The 16336-nt window shown below is 33.9% G+C and carries 18 protein-coding genes; 9 read left to right on the top strand and 9 right to left on the bottom strand.

What is annotated here, in order from left to right; translation table 11 throughout:
- The first annotated feature begins 40 nt into the window (after window positions 1–40).
- Window positions 41–508 carry a hypothetical protein gene (locus tag T367_RS0104330; protein WP_027418748.1) on the top strand — a complete coding sequence of 156 codons (468 nt, stop codon included), beginning with the start codon at window positions 41–43 and terminating at the stop codon, window positions 506–508.
- A gap of 58 nt (window positions 509–566) precedes the next feature.
- On the opposite strand, the gene T367_RS0104335 is transcribed toward T367_RS0104330, so the two are convergent.
- Window positions 567–2030 (bottom strand): T9SS type A sorting domain-containing protein, encoded by a 1464-nt coding sequence (locus tag T367_RS0104335; protein ID WP_169736022.1) that lies wholly within the window; start codon window positions 2028–2030, stop codon window positions 567–569.
- A gap of 122 nt (window positions 2031–2152) precedes the next feature.
- Between T367_RS0104335 and T367_RS0104340 the strand changes: the two genes are divergently transcribed.
- Window positions 2153–3040, top strand: a complete 888-nt coding sequence (locus T367_RS0104340; protein ID WP_027418750.1) for a hypothetical protein — start codon at window positions 2153–2155, stop codon at window positions 3038–3040.
- A 106-nt stretch (window positions 3041–3146) separates the two neighbouring features.
- Window positions 3147–4871: a sodium:solute symporter family protein gene (locus T367_RS0104345; protein ID WP_027418751.1), complete on the top strand. Its 1725-nt coding sequence runs from the start codon at window positions 3147–3149 to the stop codon at window positions 4869–4871.
- A 17-nt stretch (window positions 4872–4888) separates the two neighbouring features.
- Here T367_RS0104345 and T367_RS0104350 read toward each other — a convergent pair whose 3' ends face one another.
- Complete coding sequence (locus tag T367_RS0104350) at window positions 4889–6445, bottom strand: O-antigen ligase family protein (protein ID WP_169736023.1); 1557 nt, start codon at window positions 6443–6445, stop codon at window positions 4889–4891.
- Between the two features lie 212 nt (window positions 6446–6657).
- Window positions 6658–7281, bottom strand: a complete 624-nt coding sequence (locus T367_RS0104355) for a DUF5011 domain-containing protein (protein WP_027418753.1) — start codon at window positions 7279–7281, stop codon at window positions 6658–6660.
- Between the two features lie 146 nt (window positions 7282–7427).
- On the opposite strand from T367_RS0104355, the gene asnS reads away from it, so the two are divergent.
- From asnS to T367_RS0104375, 4 genes are read left to right on the top strand one after another with little or no spacing between them, the layout of a single operon-like run.
- Window positions 7428–8867 carry an asparagine--tRNA ligase gene (gene asnS, locus T367_RS0104360; protein WP_027418754.1) on the top strand — a complete coding sequence of 480 codons (1440 nt, stop codon included), beginning with the start codon at window positions 7428–7430 and terminating at the stop codon, window positions 8865–8867.
- A 9-nt stretch (window positions 8868–8876) separates the two neighbouring features.
- On the top strand, window positions 8877–9236 hold the full coding sequence (locus T367_RS0104365; RefSeq protein ID WP_027418755.1) for an arsenate reductase family protein: 360 nt from the start codon (window positions 8877–8879) through the stop codon (window positions 9234–9236).
- A 7-nt stretch (window positions 9237–9243) separates the two neighbouring features.
- Window positions 9244–10167 (top strand): DMT family transporter, encoded by a 924-nt coding sequence (locus T367_RS0104370; RefSeq protein WP_027418756.1) that lies wholly within the window; start codon window positions 9244–9246, stop codon window positions 10165–10167.
- A gap of 40 nt (window positions 10168–10207) precedes the next feature.
- Window positions 10208–10675: an acetyl-CoA carboxylase biotin carboxyl carrier protein subunit gene (locus T367_RS0104375; RefSeq protein WP_035842464.1), complete on the top strand. Its 468-nt coding sequence runs from the start codon at window positions 10208–10210 to the stop codon at window positions 10673–10675.
- On the opposite strand, the gene T367_RS0104380 is transcribed toward T367_RS0104375, so the two are convergent.
- The 5 genes from T367_RS0104380 to T367_RS0104400 all read right to left on the bottom strand — a co-directional run bounded on the left by T367_RS0104380 (window position 10672) and on the right by T367_RS0104400 (window position 13030).
- Window positions 10672–11367, bottom strand: coding sequence for a CTP synthase (locus T367_RS0104380; protein WP_027418758.1), 696 nt, complete (start codon window positions 11365–11367; stop codon window positions 10672–10674). The genes T367_RS0104375 and T367_RS0104380 overlap by 4 nt on opposite strands.
- 106 nt (window positions 11368–11473) lie before the next feature.
- Window positions 11474–11638, bottom strand: a complete 165-nt coding sequence (locus tag T367_RS24835) for a hypothetical protein (protein WP_157454123.1) — start codon at window positions 11636–11638, stop codon at window positions 11474–11476.
- Between the two features lie 52 nt (window positions 11639–11690).
- Window positions 11691–12302 (bottom strand): hypothetical protein, encoded by a 612-nt coding sequence (locus T367_RS0104390; protein WP_027418759.1) that lies wholly within the window; start codon window positions 12300–12302, stop codon window positions 11691–11693.
- Window positions 12303–12341: 39 nt separating this feature from the next.
- Window positions 12342–12701 (bottom strand): hypothetical protein, encoded by a 360-nt coding sequence (locus tag T367_RS0104395; protein ID WP_027418760.1) that lies wholly within the window; start codon window positions 12699–12701, stop codon window positions 12342–12344.
- Window positions 12702–12703: 2 nt separating this feature from the next.
- Window positions 12704–13030, bottom strand: coding sequence for a hypothetical protein (locus tag T367_RS0104400; RefSeq protein WP_027418761.1), 327 nt, complete (start codon window positions 13028–13030; stop codon window positions 12704–12706).
- A 190-nt stretch (window positions 13031–13220) separates the two neighbouring features.
- Between T367_RS0104400 and T367_RS0104405 the strand changes: the two genes are divergently transcribed.
- The gene (locus T367_RS0104405) at window positions 13221–14585 is read left to right on the top strand and encodes a saccharopine dehydrogenase family protein (RefSeq protein WP_027418762.1); all 1365 of its coding nucleotides are present in this window, start codon (window positions 13221–13223) and stop codon (window positions 14583–14585) included.
- 1 nt (window position 14586) lies between these two features.
- On the opposite strand, the gene T367_RS0104410 is transcribed toward T367_RS0104405, so the two are convergent.
- Complete coding sequence (locus T367_RS0104410; RefSeq protein WP_027418763.1) at window positions 14587–15204, bottom strand: NifU family protein; 618 nt, start codon at window positions 15202–15204, stop codon at window positions 14587–14589.
- Window positions 15205–15275: 71 nt separating this feature from the next.
- Here T367_RS0104410 and T367_RS21340 point away from each other — a divergent pair, with 71 nt between their 5' ends.
- Window positions 15276–16322 carry a S66 peptidase family protein gene (locus T367_RS21340; RefSeq protein ID WP_051568340.1) on the top strand — a complete coding sequence of 349 codons (1047 nt, stop codon included), beginning with the start codon at window positions 15276–15278 and terminating at the stop codon, window positions 16320–16322.
- Window positions 16323–16336: the final 14 nt, after the last annotated feature.

Genomic DNA, 16336 nt, shown 5'->3' on the forward strand with positions numbered 1-16336 from the left:
TTTTATTATCTTGTGTTCAATAGAAATTAAAAATAAAAGAATGATAAAAGCATCACAATTAAAATTTATGCAAAGAATGCTCCTATTTATTGTACTGACTTCAACTGTAGTTTTGACTTCTTGCCGGAAGGAAGGTTGTACAGATACTATTGCTGAAAACTATACAGCAGATGCAGAAGATGAAGATGGGTCTTGTACATATTATAGTGACAAGTTTATAGGCGGATATGATGTCTCTGAATCTTGTTCGGTTGGCACAACTGTATTTTCGATAGTTGTAAACGAATCAGATAATGGTAAGGAGTATATCGTAATTAGTAATTTTGGTGACTACGGAGTTAATATAACAGCTGAAGTGATTGGCAATAATATAAAATTCAATGAATCAAAGGATGGAATTGATTTCGAAGGTTCAGGATCAATTGCAGAATCAACGTTGACAATTATATACTCGGCAACGGATGGTGTTTTTACTGATAATTGTACGATGACTTGTATTAAAAATTAAAACATATTGGAATGAGGGCTAATTCGTTATTGAATTAGCTCTTATTTTTTTAGAATATCTACTTAACAAATTTTTCAGTGTAGACTTTACCGTTAAAGGTAATGGATACAAAATACATCCCTTCCGGCAAATCATTCGTTATGATATACGTTTGATCAGCATTAATAACAGGTATAGTTTTAATTAATTGACCATTTAAATTGTGAATTGAAATCCGTTCTGATTCTATTTCTTCTGTAAAAACAGTCAATATCATTTTTGACTTATCATATTGAATAGAAAGGGGATTGATATTATCATTTTCATTAATCTCAAGTGTAGCTCCAATCCTTAAATAATCAACGGATAATGTATGAGAATTGGCATATACTAAGTGGAATATTCCATCTGAAATTGCTTTATCAGGTTTGGCTTGGACACCAATTGTATTCGTTATATTTATTGTATTTTCAGGATTAAAATCAAGATCAACAGCTGTTGTATTGTTAAAAAACACATCCGAACTTGTACCTGGTTGAACAGATTCCCAGACAATTCCTATTTCCTCATCTTGAATCGCCAATTGAGGGTAGTTATTATTCGTGTTTTCAAAACCATCAGCGTAAATTTCTTGAAGATCACTTTCCGCTGATACTGTATTGTACGAATTAAAAAATATTCTATTTGCATCGTCAAATTCGGTTTTATAGATGGATAATGTAATATCGTCGTCTAAGAATCTTGCATCCGGACCAGTTGATGGGCATGACATTAAGAACCAACCATGGTCATCAACAGAATACCAATCCGAAAAACTAGCACCTCTATCATAAGATACAACCGCTTTAATTTCTCTTAGATTGTCATTGTTTCTTCTAAAAAAGATGATCACTTTATCTTCATTCACAATAATTTCTGGTGGACAACAATCACAGGCTTCTGCGCCCAATAATTCTCCAGCGGTAACTATGGGTTCAAATGTTGAACCTCCATCAGTCGATCGAACAAAAACATATTGAGGGTCTATACCAATCTCATTGTGCAGCATGAATGTTCCAAAGATAGTATCTTGATAAACTGCTATATCTGGATATTGCCCGAATCCTTCAACTAAATTATCTATGCGAACAGTATCGCCAAAACTTAGTCCATTATCTGTAGATTTCACCAAATAGATATGCCCTTCTTCATAATCAGCTGATCTAAAAATTACATAGACATTATCACCATCAATTGTTAAATCGGGTCCACTCCAAGAATATGATTGAATTGCCAAACCTGGTGGGTTTAACATCAATGGAGTGTTAAACCCATCAACACCATTATGCCTTGCAAAATAGATGGCTTGCGCAGTTGGATCAGTCCAAGTAACCAATGGTAATTCGTCATTTGAAATTTCTAATTGTGGATGATGAAAACCATAACCACTTGCAACTTCTATTGGGCTTTCAACAAATAACTCTTGGGCGAGACTCAACCAAGGTAGAGTGAAAGTTAAAATAGAAAGAAAACCAAGTTTTAATGGATTGAGTGATTTATGCATCATTCGTTGATTTAACGTTAGTTTGGTAAATATAAGGATTAAAGAGGTTTAAATCGACTCCAATTTTTCTTCAACATGCAACTTTTAAATTAAAAAATTGGTCTGATAATAAACCTAACAATATGAAATTTTTATTCCTTATTGCCAGCCTTTTTTTTCTGTTTTTGGCTAGTGCTCAAGAGTCTTTGAGATTCGTAGAACTGAGATCAGAACCTGCTCAGTGTCGATTGTATGATTTTCAAAGTGGTAACGGGGTTCTTTATTGTGCAGCTTCGGGAGGTGTCCCAGATTATTCTTATTCATGGTTGGACATACAAACCGGTGTTTCTTTCGGTAGTTCGTTTTGGGGAGGGGTAAACACTGGGTATTACGAAATCACTGTAACTGATGCCGTCGGTACTATGATCGTAGATACCGTTTTTGTCGATTCTATTCTACCAAAAGCTTTGCTTGATGTAGCATCTGAAGATTTAATTGGAGGGCCGATTTATTTTGAAGGCAAAATTGGATCAGAAGTTAAATTTATCAACGAATCTAATTTGTATTTAGCAGAGCCAGCACCTTCAAGAGGAGTGTTTTTTTTCCGAGCTTCGTTGCATGAAGATTTTAAACTCTACAAAGTTGGTGAGTTTGAAGATAGTGATTATTTGAATTTTGATTCCCCTTATATTTATTCTAAGGCAGAAGAAGAGGTAGCAGAACTTATTCATTTTAATAGAAATGGATGTTCAGATACAACACGGTTATTTTTTAAAATCATACCTAATGATCCAAAACCGGTCATAAGTTACGTAGAGAATAAAATATCAATTCAGTTGCCGTTTAAACATTTAGGGATGAATTTTCAATTGTTTACAATTACTGGGCAAGAGGTTTTTACAGCGATAATAACTGAGGAAATTGCAACTATTTACACCAATGACATCGCCAAATCGAGTTTTGTATATCGATTGATTGACAAGAATACGCATGAAGTTGTTTTTACGGGTAAAGTTGTCCATCGCTATTGATAATGTAAAATTCAATTAACATTTCATCTTTCGTAAACTCGTTGAGTGGCTTAATTTCTACTCGCTATTATTCCCTACTTTAGCCGTTTAAGCTAATATTTATTTTATGCAGTTAAGCAATATAGATTGGGGAATTATTATCGGATTTTTTATCATTACCCTCTTAATTGGTCTAGCAGTTTCACGAAAAGCAGGGAAAAATTCGTCAGAATTCTTTTTGTCTGGTAGAAATATGCCGTGGTGGTTATTAGGCGTTTCGATGGTCGCAACAACTTTTGCTGCCGATACGCCGAATCTTGTTGCTGGAATTGTTCGAAAAGATGGTATTGCAGGAAATTGGGTCTGGTGGGCATTTTTATTAACTGGAATGGTTACTGTATTTATCTATGCCAAACTATGGAGAAAATTAGGAATTTCTACCGATTTAGAATATTATGAAATTCGTTATAAAGGAAAAGCCGCAGCATTTTTAAGAGGATTTAGAGCCGTTTATCTTGGTGTATTTTTTAATGTTGTGATTATGGCAACTGTTTGTTTGGCTGGTGTAAAAATCGGTCATACAATGTTGGGCTTATCCGCTTTTGAAACATTGGGCATTGCTAGTGTTGTTACGGTTTTATATTCGCTTCTAGGAGGACTTAAAGGTGTGATTCTTACCGATTTTTTTCAATTCATTATTGCAATGGTTGGTTCCATTTGGGCGGCTTACTTTATTATTGATATGCCTGAAATTGGGGGTATGGAGGGATTATTGAGTAACGAATTGGTGCAAGAAAAGTTAAATTTTGTTCCTACCGGTGATGACAGTTGGGATGTTTGGATAACCTTGTTAATTATTCCATTAGCTGTGCAATGGTGGAGTGTTTGGTATCCTGGTGCTGAGCCTGGTGGTGGTGGTTATATTGCGCAACGAATGTTAGCTGCCAAAGATGAAAAACATGCAACAGCCGCAACACTCTTTTTCAATTTTGCCCATTATGCTTTGCGCCCGTGGCCATGGATTATTATTGCGTTGGCATCTTTAATTTTATTTCCAACAGTGGCTGATATGAAAGCGCAATTCCCAGGTTTAGAAGAGAGCCTTTATCAGGATGATTTAGCCTATCCTGCCATGTTAACTTATTTACCCGCTGGATTGTTAGGGTTGGTTTTAGCTTCTTTAATTTCTGCTTTTATGTCTACTATTTCTACTCATTTAAACTGGGGCTCATCATATGTTGTCAACGATTTTTATAAACGTTTCATGAATCCATATGCGTCGGAAAAAGAACTGGTTTTTATTGGTCGAATTTCAACTGTTGTGATGATGGCGTTAGCTGCATTGTTATCGGTTGTTTTGGAGCAGGCAAAAGAAGCATTTGATTTGATTTTAACCATTGGTGCAGGAACCGGATTATTATTCATTCTGCGTTGGTTTTGGAAGGCAATCAATCCTTATAGTGAAATCACAGCTATGACAGTTTCATTTTTAGTAGCCATCTCATTTTTTATAGCAGATAAAGGTTACGGTTTAGAATATTCAGGAAATTTTAAATTATTAATGGGCGTAGGAATTACAACCGCCGCGTGGGTAACAGTAACCTTCCTCACGATGAATGATAAATATCTCAATCCTGAATTCGAGGTAAGGGCATTCGAATCTGGTAATAAGTTTAAGAATATGGGATATAAAGTCCTTTCTATGGTTTTTGGGTGTATTGGAATTTATGCTGCTTTATTTGCAACAGGTAATTATCTATTAGGTGATCCAATTCAAGCCATTTATTTTGGGTTAGTATTTGCAGTTTCTGCAATAATTATTGCTTCATTTTGGAAGAAATTATTTGCATAACCTAAATTTGAATCTAATTATTTAGCTGAAATCTTCATTTGAATTCGTTCATAATTTTGAGCGTATTTTATCTGATAATTTTCAATTTTCTCTAGCCACTCTAATGAAAGCGCATAGTTCCGTCTGTTAAATTCAAGAACAGATAAATTGAGTAAAATAGGTTCATAGCTTGAATTAATTCTATAAGCTTCACTTAATACTTTACTAGCCGAATCGAACAATCCAATGCGCAAAAGTGCATATCCATAATTGCTTAGTACTTTATAATCGTAAGGGCTAATTTGGTATGCTTTTTCATTTGCACTTAGCAATTCGTTCAGATCTGTTTTTAAGTTATACCCCCAACCAATATAGGAATAGATTGGTGTGCCTGAAGGATCAGTTGTATAAAAATAAGAAATTGCTTTGGTGCCAAATTCTATAACCTTATCTGCTTCCTTTGATGTTTGCGCGAGTACAGCTTTTTTGGTATAAAACTCACCCTTTAATCGATAATATCCGATTGTGCAATTTAGAAGTAGTAAGGCGATTATTACAAATACGTTTTTGAAATTTAACTTCAACTTTTTAGCATGGTCAAAGTGTATACCTTTGAATTGAAATGCCAATAATATGGCTACGAGTATAATGTGTGGCACCCTTTCTTTTGGAAAGCTAAAAAACGATATCATTATAAATCCAACAGCGCCTGATAATAGGATTAAACGATTGATGTCTTTATCTATTAGAAACATCTTTATTGACACCCGACCGATATAGCCAATAATACAAATGAGTAAAACAAATCCAATAATTCCGTTTTCAGAGAGTACCCATAAAAAATCATTATGCGGACGTTTAAAAAAGGTATTGTAATTCCTTGCTTTATCGATATTATTGATTGAAAATTTCGAATAATTGTATTGCCAATTACCTGTGCCTACACCAATAATTGGATTTTCTTTAATTAATTCAGTGGTATTCTTCCAAAGCTCGACACGCTCAACTAGAGAGGCATTTTTATCATTTGTATTGCTCAAAATATTTGTAAAATGTTTTGAACCATAAAAAGCTACGATTAAAAAGGTGGCGCTAATTGTTGTCAAAAATATCCTTCTCGCTTTCAGTTTTAAGTGAGCATAAATACAAGTCATAATAAAAAAGAAGACAGCAACTATTAATGCTAAAATGGCACTTCTTGTTTGGATTAATAGAATGCAACTTACAGTTAAAATAAAACCGATCAAATAAACCCATTTAAGTCTATTTGTGACAACACGAAAACAATACAGCCAAAATGCTAAGCTGAGAAAAAGGAATGAGCTTAAAAGATTTTTATGGCCGAAAATTGAAGTTTTAAATTCATTGATTTGTATAGACCATTCATAGAAAGTGATGCATAGTGTTGTAAAGAAGACAATAGATAATGTGTTTAAGATAAATCGTTCATTTATTGCTGATGATATTTGATCATAAACCCAAATAAAAAGGAGAATCCCCAATGCGATTTTTTGACTTTCGAATATGGCATCTGTTGCATTAAGTGCCCATGTTGCACTAATTATATTAACGAAATAGAAGGCAAATATCAACACAATTAATGTTGTTGGAGGCAGAATGTATACTTTTTTTCTAAAAAAATGAATTATTATTCCGAGTATAAGAAAAAGAGAGGCAACAAAAAACCGCGGAACATTGGTTGGTTCGATGCAGAAAGCTTCACATACCCATGGGCAGCAAAGAAAAAAAAGGAATACTAAGATCAGTATTCCTTTTAAAATAAAATTATTTGGCAAGTTTTTAATGACTACAATTTCACATGATTGATAGAACAGTCATAAGCGCCTGGTCCAGAAATGTCAACATCTAAAAGTATGTTTCCAGAACTAATAGTACCACTACCAGAAATAGTTCTGGTTCCAATTAACTGTGTTGGTATATTGACAACATCTCCTGAAACTTTTCCTATAACTGGTTGATCTTCTACGCTATACATTATTTTCTTAATATATATTTCGTTATTACTACTTGTAGAGGTAGTAATTGTGGTATGATAATTTTCTGCAGTCATCGTTCCTGTACAGGTCGGGGTCGCTTCATACGTTCCGATCATAAAATCAGCACTATTCACAACATTTACAAATCGTGTAGCAGTAGCAGCTTTATTTCCTTCTTGATCTTGCACATTATAAAAAAGGCGATATTCTCCTGTTTTATTATTGTCAACACTCCCGGAAATTACGATTTTATCAGAGATATCGCCATCGCGATTATCTTTTGCGGTTGCGCCACTTTCAAAATATGTTCCATTTAAAGGAAGTGTCTGTTCGTATGCTCCATTCAAGGAAATAACCGGTTGAATGTCTTTTTTTCTACACGAAATGATTAATATGGTTAACATTGTTAAACCAATAATTTGAATTTTTTTCATTGTAATACAGCGTTAAGTAGTTTCTGTTTTCAATCTTGAAAACGATTAAAGATAGACTTTTTCTTATTGAGATGCAAAAATCTGATTACATATTTGACGGAGATACTAAAGCAATTTGTTTAAATTTGCTTTTTCAAACAAAATCAATGAAACGAAGCGAAATAAAACAAGTGTTAGCTGAGGCTAATTTTGGAGACAAAGTTTTGATTAAGGGATGGGTAAAAGCCTTCCGTCAAAATAGATTTATTCAAATTAATGATGGATCAACAATCCATAATATTCAAGCGGTCATTGATTTTGAAAATACAGACGAAGCAACATTAAAGAGAATTACTACAGCAGCTGCCGTAGCGGTAACTGGTGAATTAGTAGCGTCTCAAGGTCAAGGACAAAAATTTGATTTAATTGTAAGTCAAATAGAAATTCTTGGAGATGCTGATCCGGATGAGGTAAGCAAAACAATCCTTCAACCAAAAAAACATAGTTTAGAACTATTGCGTGAACAGGCGCATTTAAGATTCAGAACGAATTTATTTGGTGCTGTTTTCAGAATAAGAAATGCAACATCTTTTGCCATTCATAAATATTTTAATGACAATGGTTATTATCATATTGCAACACCAATTATCACTGGTTCGGATGCAGAAGGCGCGGGAGAAATGTTCCGTGTTACCAATTTTGGACCAACAGATGCGCCTTTAAATGAAGATGGTACAGTCAACTGGTCGGAAGATTTTTTCGGAAAAGAAACAAATCTAACTGTATCTGGTCAATTAGAAGCTGAGTTAGCGGCTATGGCATTGGGTAAAGTATATACTTTTGGACCAACTTTTAGAGCTGAAAACTCGAATACTACAAGACATTTAGCTGAGTTTTGGATGGTTGAACCTGAGGTTGCATTCAATGATTTAGTTGACAATATGGATTTGGCAGAAGACTTTTTGAGTTATATCTGTAAATATGTAACTGAAAATTGTCCAGATGATATCGCATTTTTGAACGAGCGTGAATTGAAAGAAGATCAAGCGAAGCCGATGGCTGAAAGAAATGAACTTTCATTGTCTGAACGTTTAGATTTTGTAATCAATAACGATTTTGAAAGAATAACTTATACAGATGCAATTGATTTATTAAGAAATTCAAAACCGTATAAGAAAAAGAAATTTAAGTACCCAGTTGAGTGGGGAACAGATTTACAAAGTGAGCACGAACGTTTTTTAGTCGAAAAACATTTCAAAAAGCCAGTAATTATAACGGATTACCCTGCATCGTTCAAGGCATTTTATATGCGATTGAACGACGATGGTAAAACAGTAGCGGCAATGGATATTTTATTCCCTGGAATAGGCGAAATCATTGGTGGTTCGCAACGTGAAGAGCGTTATGATGTATTGAAAGAAAAGTGTGCAGCTTTTGATATCGCAGAAGAAGATGTTTGGTGGTATTTAGATACACGAAAATTTGGAACGGCACCCCATGCAGGATTCGGTTTAGGATTTGAAAGAATGGTGATGTTTGTAACTGGTATGACAAATATTAGAGACGTTATTCCTTTCCCACGTACGCCAAAAAGAGCAGAATTTTAAGTTGTAAAAATGACGAAGAAAATATATTTCCTTTCAACTTGTTCAACTTGTCAGCGCATTCTAAAAGAATGGGAAGTTGACAGTTCGTTTAAAATACAAGACATTAAAACAGAACCAATGACAGCCGAGCAGGTAGATGAAATGATTCGACTAGCAGGAAGTGCAGAGGCATTATTTTCCAAACGTGCCATGAAATACAGAGCAATGGGACTGCATGAAAGAGCAATTTCTGAATCAGAAATGCGTCAATTGATTATTGATGAATACACTTTCCTTAAACGACCTGTTTTATTATTAGATGGTGAAATTTATGTTGGGAATTCTAAGAAGGTGGTTGCTGCAGCAAAAGCCAAAATAATTTCAGCTTAAGCCAATAATGCAAGGTCATTTGAAATCACATTTAGCATTGCTCGTTGTGAATTTAATGTATGGAGCAAATTTTGTGATAGCCAAAGGACTAATGCCTGCTGTTATTAAACCGAATGGATTTATTTTATTACGGGTTTTAGGAGCCGTGATATTGTTTTGGATCCTTTTTGTTTTTAATTATCAAAAAGTAGAATTAAAAGATTTATTTCGTTTAGCAGTTTGTGGATTATTTGGCGTTGCGATCAATCAACTGTTTTTCTTTAATGGAATTATGATTACATCGCCATTGAATGGACCTATTATAATGACTTTGACACCTATTTTGGTACTTTTTATGTCAATTATTATATTAAATGAAAAAGTGAATCAGCGAAAATTAATTGGAATTTTAATTGGAGCTACCGGTTCTATATTGTTCACTGTTCTTAGTATAAATGTTGGTTACAGTTCCACTACAGGAGATTTGTACATAGTGTTAAACGCAATTTCATTTAGTTTATATATGGTTTTAGTTAAGCCTTTAATGGTTAAATACCGTCCACTTACAGTTATAACTTGGGTATTTACTTTCGGATTAATTTATGTTGCTATTTGGCCGTTAAGTATTCCTGAATTTGTAACGGTCGACTTTTTAAGTTTAAGCTTCGGTTCGATTAGTAAATTGACATTTGTGGTAGTTGGGGTAACGTTCCTGACCTATTTATTGACTGTGTACGCTATGAAAAGATTGAGTCCTTCAGTTAGCAGTACTTATATTTATTTTCAACCTTTATGGGCAACCATTTTCATTTATTTTTTCTTCTTATTAGGTTTAGAAAACTATACTCAAGATTTTACTTGGCCTAAGGTGTTCTCCGCTTTATTAATCTTTAGCGGGGTATATTTAGTTATCAGACCGAGCAGAAAAATAAAAGAAATCACAGTTGATTAAAGTGATTTTTAATTAGATTTGAACGTAGAAATATAGAATTATGCTAAATACAATCCACACAATCAATCTTGAAGATCAGCTTAACGAATTAGACATTACAAAACTAGGTGAAGGTATTTATCGTGTTGGGTCTAAATCCGCACATTATATTTTAGAAGTATTGGCAGTAGATTTTGACCTAAAAACACTTAAAGTAAGACAAGATCACCAAGTTTATGATATTGTATTCAAAAACGAATTGGATTTGGTGTTGGATAAAATGGGTATCAAACGTAAAGTAGAAACTGTAAATACTGATGTTAAAGCGCCAATGCCTGGTAAGGTAATAGAAGTAATTGTTGCTGTTGGAGATCGTGTCTCAAAAGGAGATGGAATAGTAATTCTTGAAGCAATGAAAATGGAAAATGTCTTAAAGGCCGAAAGTGATGCGGTAATTAAAAGTATTTTAATTGAAGAAGGTGTGAGTGTGGAGAAGAATCAATTATTAATCGAATTAGATATCGATTAAACTATATCGCTTGCTTTAATATCCAATATTCTCCGAACCGATTTAATAAAGTATGTAAAAATCGGATGCGGTATGTCAGTGCTCGACATCATTTGCGGGCAAAACATGGTAAATAAGAAAAAATTGTGCTTTTTAAGCTTCAATATTTCTGGATCAAAATATTGGTTTCTAGCTCCAATTTCAAAGTCTTCAGTTAACAGTTCAGAATATTGAGGTAAAACAGAGAATCTTGATGAGCTGTATTCTGACGCCCCTCTATTCAAATAGATCTTACTAAATTCAGCAGAAAACTTATCCAATGAAACACCTGTGAAGTGGTTCCCGCTGACTAAATTGTCAGAAATTATTTTCTCAGCGCCTAAATCAAATCCGCGATTAGAAAAATATTGTTGAACGAGATATTTAAAACAATCACCTGTTCCAAGTACAGGGACTTCTTTTTGTAAAAGCACGTTTATTATTTCATTCAAAAAGAATGGCTGTTGATAGGGTCCAGGAGCAATAATTACACCGTCGTAGCTTTCGTAAATGCTATTTGGCTGTTCGCAACATTCTCGTTCGTTTAGCCAATAATAATTTACCGGTTGGTCGAGAACACTTTCGGCATGTTGCAATGCTTGATTGGTCGCGTTATGAGAATGATAAGCGAAGTTATAGTCACCAATAATTACTATCCTAAGAGCTTCTTCCATAATCACTGCTTATCGCTTATGTACTAAGGTAATGAAAAATATTGTGAGTTTCAAAGAAAGTACACTTTTAATAACTTTTAGGTAAAGTAGCGATTGATTAAATTGATTAGAAAAAGTTGTCCAACCAAATAATTATAAATATCATAGGAATCACGAATAGGGCGCCAATTGCAATAACAATTAACGAATAAGGAGAATCTGAGAAAACATTCCACGCATCATCCTCTTTCTGGTTTTGTATCCATTCAAGTATTTTATTAATAAATTTCATAAAAAAAGGGGAACACTTTCGCGTTCCCCTACATATAAATCGAATGTTTTTATTATTCTAATTTGAATGACGAATAAATTGTTCCGCCAGTTACACATTTTACGCTATCAGCGCCGTAATCAGAATTAACTAATTTACAATCAAACGAAGCTTCGTAATTCATGTATTTACCAGTAGTATCAGATTCTTGAACCATTTTATTAAAGATAAAAGTTTGAATACATGCATCATTTGTTGTATCACTTACCCAAACTTTACCGTTAGGGTCAGTCCAACGAATTACAACACCATCATGTTCAATGCCACCAGAATATCCAGGTGTAGGATTGTCAATTAAGAAAGCTTTCCAATCATCAAGATCTGGATTGTTTGTACCGTTATCGACCCATGTCATTGATCTAATTTCTAACTCTAAACCTCCTGGTAAATCATCAGAAGAGACTTTTGTTTTATACTGAGCTCTAGATGGGCCTAATGCAACAATTTCTTTCGTAGAAGAATAAGCACAAAGTCCTTGATATTTAACCAAAGAATCATTAACGTATGCTTGACATTCACATTCTAGCTCTACCAGTGGTAATGGTGGGGGAATAATTGTGTGATCAACACAAGAATTAAATGAAATAATTCCCACTATAACACCTAGTATATATAGTTTTCTCATAATAGTAGTTTTTGTAAAGATAAACTTTTTTTTACAGAATTACGAGACCAGTTTAATTTTGGTTGCCTGTAATTTTAAATCAATAGCTTTTATTGGTAAAAATTTTTCTTTTACAAAGCTATTAATTTCACAAGCTATAACAGAAATGTCAGTATATATAGGCGCTAAAAAAGATGAGATTGTAATGTATCCAAGCTTAAATGTCTTGAAATATACTGCAAACCGCATGTCACCTTTGATGTTTTCGGTTGCTTTTTTTAATTCTACCTTCGAACCAATTTGAAGATGATGATAGATATAAATCATATCGTAATTAATCAATTCCTCAATTGCAACAATCGTATTCATATTAAAATTATCTGCAATTTCAAATGGCATATTATTCATTAATTGTTCCATAATTAAGCTCTTATTTGTTGAATATTATTTGTGAAATAAAAATTTTCTAAGATCGCCTCAGCGCCAAAAACATTTTCGAAAGAATAATCTATTATCTCAGTCCCATCAGCGAATTGTAATGGTTTATTTTGCTTAAGTTTGAATTCGAAACCTGTTGCAGAAAGTTTAGCAATGATTCTATTTAAGTCAGTATGCGTAATTAACATTTCTGTAGCGTGCTTTACATTTCCTATTACTAGGTCGCACTTTGCTTTAACTATATTGTCACCTGTTTCGAATGTTACTTCTTTGACAATAATTTTTTCGTAGATAGATGTATTTGCGTTCATATGCTTTATTTTGATACAAGTATATTGGGGCAGAACGTAAACTAAATACGGAGTAATTTAAATTAACTAAAAGCGGGAAGAATAGCGGCTTATATAAATCCGTGAATTTATTCGCAAAATTTTAATTGTTGGTTTTATTTTTAACAGAAATATTCTTGTAAATTTATAATCAAATTAACGGTTAAGAGAAATGAAAAAAATTTTTGTGATAGGTGCGGGTTTGTCATCTTCGTCAATGTTGAGGTATTTTTTACAAAATTCTGAAAAAGAGAATTGGTTGATAAGAGTTTGTGATCAAGATGGAGATAAAGCAGCAAAAAAAGTGTCAAATTACAAAAATGCGGAAGGTTTTGCCTTAGATGCATTGGATCCTGAAAGTAGAGAAGAGCACATTGTTTGGGCAGATCTAGTTGTTTCAATGTTACCAGCGAGATTCCACATTGAAATTGCAAAAGATTGTATCAAATTCAAAACAAATTTGATAACACCTTCTTATATATCTGACGAAATGAAGGCTTTACATAAAGCTGCAGAAGAGGCTGGCATTATAATAATGAACGAGATTGGAGTGGATCCAGGGTTGGATCATATGAGTGCCAAAAAGGTGTTAGATGAAATTGAAGCGAAAGGAGGGAAGATGCATATTTTTGAATCTTTTACCGGCGGGTTAGTAGCTCCTGAAAGTGATAATAATCCATGGAATTATAAATTTACTTGGAATCCTAGAAATGTAGTTTTAGCTGGACAAGGCGGTGCCGCAAAATTCATTCAAGAAGGAAAATATAAATACATTCCTTACAATAAATTATTCAGAAGAACTGAAATAATTCATATTGATGATTACGGTTATTTTGAAGGGTATGCCAATCGAGATTCGTTAAAATACCGTGAGATTTATAGTTTAGACAACATTCCAACTATATTTCGTGGAACTTTAAGACGCAAGGGATTTTCAAGATCTTGGGATGCTCTGGTTCAAATAGGAGCAACAGACGATACGTATATTTTAGAGGGAAGTAAAGACATGAGTAAAAGAGATTTTATCAATTCTTTCTTACCTTATAATCCTACTGATTCTGTAGAGTTAAAGTTGAAACATTATTTAAAGTTAGATCAAGATGATCCTCTTTTTGATAAATTATGTTGGCTTGGAATATTCGAAGACAAAAAATATCAGTTAAAAGCGGATATTACGCCAGCGAAGTTCCTTCAAATGATACTTGAAGATAAATGGCAACTTGAACCGAATGATAAGGACATGATTGTGATGTGGCACAAATTTGTTTATAAACTAGACGGTAAAGTGCATGAAATTAATAGTCACATGATTGCTATTGGTGAAGATCAGACTTATACAGGGATGAGTAATACGGTTGGTATTCCACTAGCCATTTGTTCGAAGTTGATATTGAACGGTTCAATCAAATTAAAAGGTGTGCAATTACCTATTTATCCAGAGGTTTACGGTCCAATTCTAAACGAATTAGAAACGTTTGGCATTCGTTTTATTGAAAAAGAAATCGCTAATCCGGTTGTTTACGCCGAGATGACTTAATTTACTCGCTGAGCGCTACTACTTGTTTAACTGCGGGAATGTTTGCGATAAGCAATTGTTCTATTCCACCTTTCAAAGTGGCAGTTGAGGAAGGACAGCCTGCGCATGAACCTTTCAATTCTACAGTCACAATTCCCTCTTCATACCCTACATAATCAATTGCACCGCCATCGTTTTCAACAGCTGGGCGTACATATTCATTAAGTAAATCTAAAATTTGTTCATCAAATTCTGAAGCGTCAAAAGTTTTACGAGGTTTAGCATCCGGCTTAAGTGCTTCTGCTTTTTTCGAATGTTCGTTTGGCATCATCACAATAACATCTTTGCCAGCTACGAGCCACTCACGAATGAAATCACGAACTTCCATCACAATAAAATCCCAATCAACATTATTGGTTTTAGTGATCGTAATAAAGTTACCAGACATAAAAACGCCATCTACAAAAGGAAAGCTAAAAAGTGCTTCTGCTAAAGGAGAATAACCCTTCGCTTCTGCGCCACTTTCAAACTGTACCGTTTGTTCGGTGATTAGAATATATTTATTCGCCACAAACTTCATTGTATTTGGGTTTGGGGTCATTTCTGCATATAATGTAATCGGTACACGTGTTTCTTCCATCGTAAAATATTTAGTACAAAGTTAAGCTGAAAAAATTGGGATTGAAAGAAAGCAAGAGGTAATTTAAAAGAATGGGTATTTTTATACAAGATCTTGATACAATTATGGACAGAAATAAATTTATTAAATCGGGTTTTGGGTTAGCGGCAGCCGCGAGTATTGGGATGATAGAATTTGATCAAAAAGAATATATAAGTAAATTACCAAAAAAGCTGAATCGGGGAGATAAAATTGCAATAACTGCGCCAGCGGGTGCGGTTTGGGCGGATAAACATTTTGCAAAGATAGAAGCGGTTTTTAAGCCGTATAATTTTGAGATAATATGGGGTGAAACAACAAGATTGAAAGATGGTTATTTGGCCGGAACTGATCGGCAACGTGCTGATGAAATGCTACGTTTTTTTAAAGATTCCTCCATCAAAGCTATTTTTACTATGCGGGGAGGCTATGGCAGCAATCGTATTTTAGACTTGTTGGACTTTGATATCATAGCAAAAAACCCAAAAATTTTAATGGGGTTTAGCGATATTACTTATTTATTGAACGCTATTTATAAAAATTGCGGTATAGTAACTTACCATGGTCCTTGCATTTATTCTTCTTGGGGCAAATACTCAATGAATTATTTTGATAAAGTCTTAATGAATGGAAGTAAAACATCATTCGAAAACTTTGAATCAGATAACAATCAACTTAAAACAATTGTTGGAGGTGAGGCTACTGGTAAATTAGTAGGAGGAAATTTAACCGTATTATCATCGATGATCGGAACAGAATTTGAACCCAATTGGCAGAATAAGATTCTATTTATTGAAGATATTGGAGAAGAACCTTATCGCATTGACCGTTTATTGCAGCAAATGTTGCAAGCCAATGTTTTCGACAAAATTAATGGATTAATAATTGGGGCCTTTGAAAAATGTGAAGCTGAGTTTCCATTAGAATCATTTACGATTGACGAAGTTTTTGATCAATATTTCAAGGATGCAAATTATCCAGTATTCAAGGGTGCGAATTTTGGGCATATTGTAAATAAATACACCTTGCCAATCGGTATTAACGTTAAAATGAATGCTAATAATTTTGAATTCGTTACGTTAGCACGTTCGGTAGAATAATTTGTGCCAGATAT

Source organism: Crocinitomix catalasitica ATCC 23190, from assembly GCF_000621625.1.
GTDB lineage: Bacteria > Bacteroidota > Bacteroidia > Flavobacteriales_D > Crocinitomicaceae > Crocinitomix > Crocinitomix catalasitica.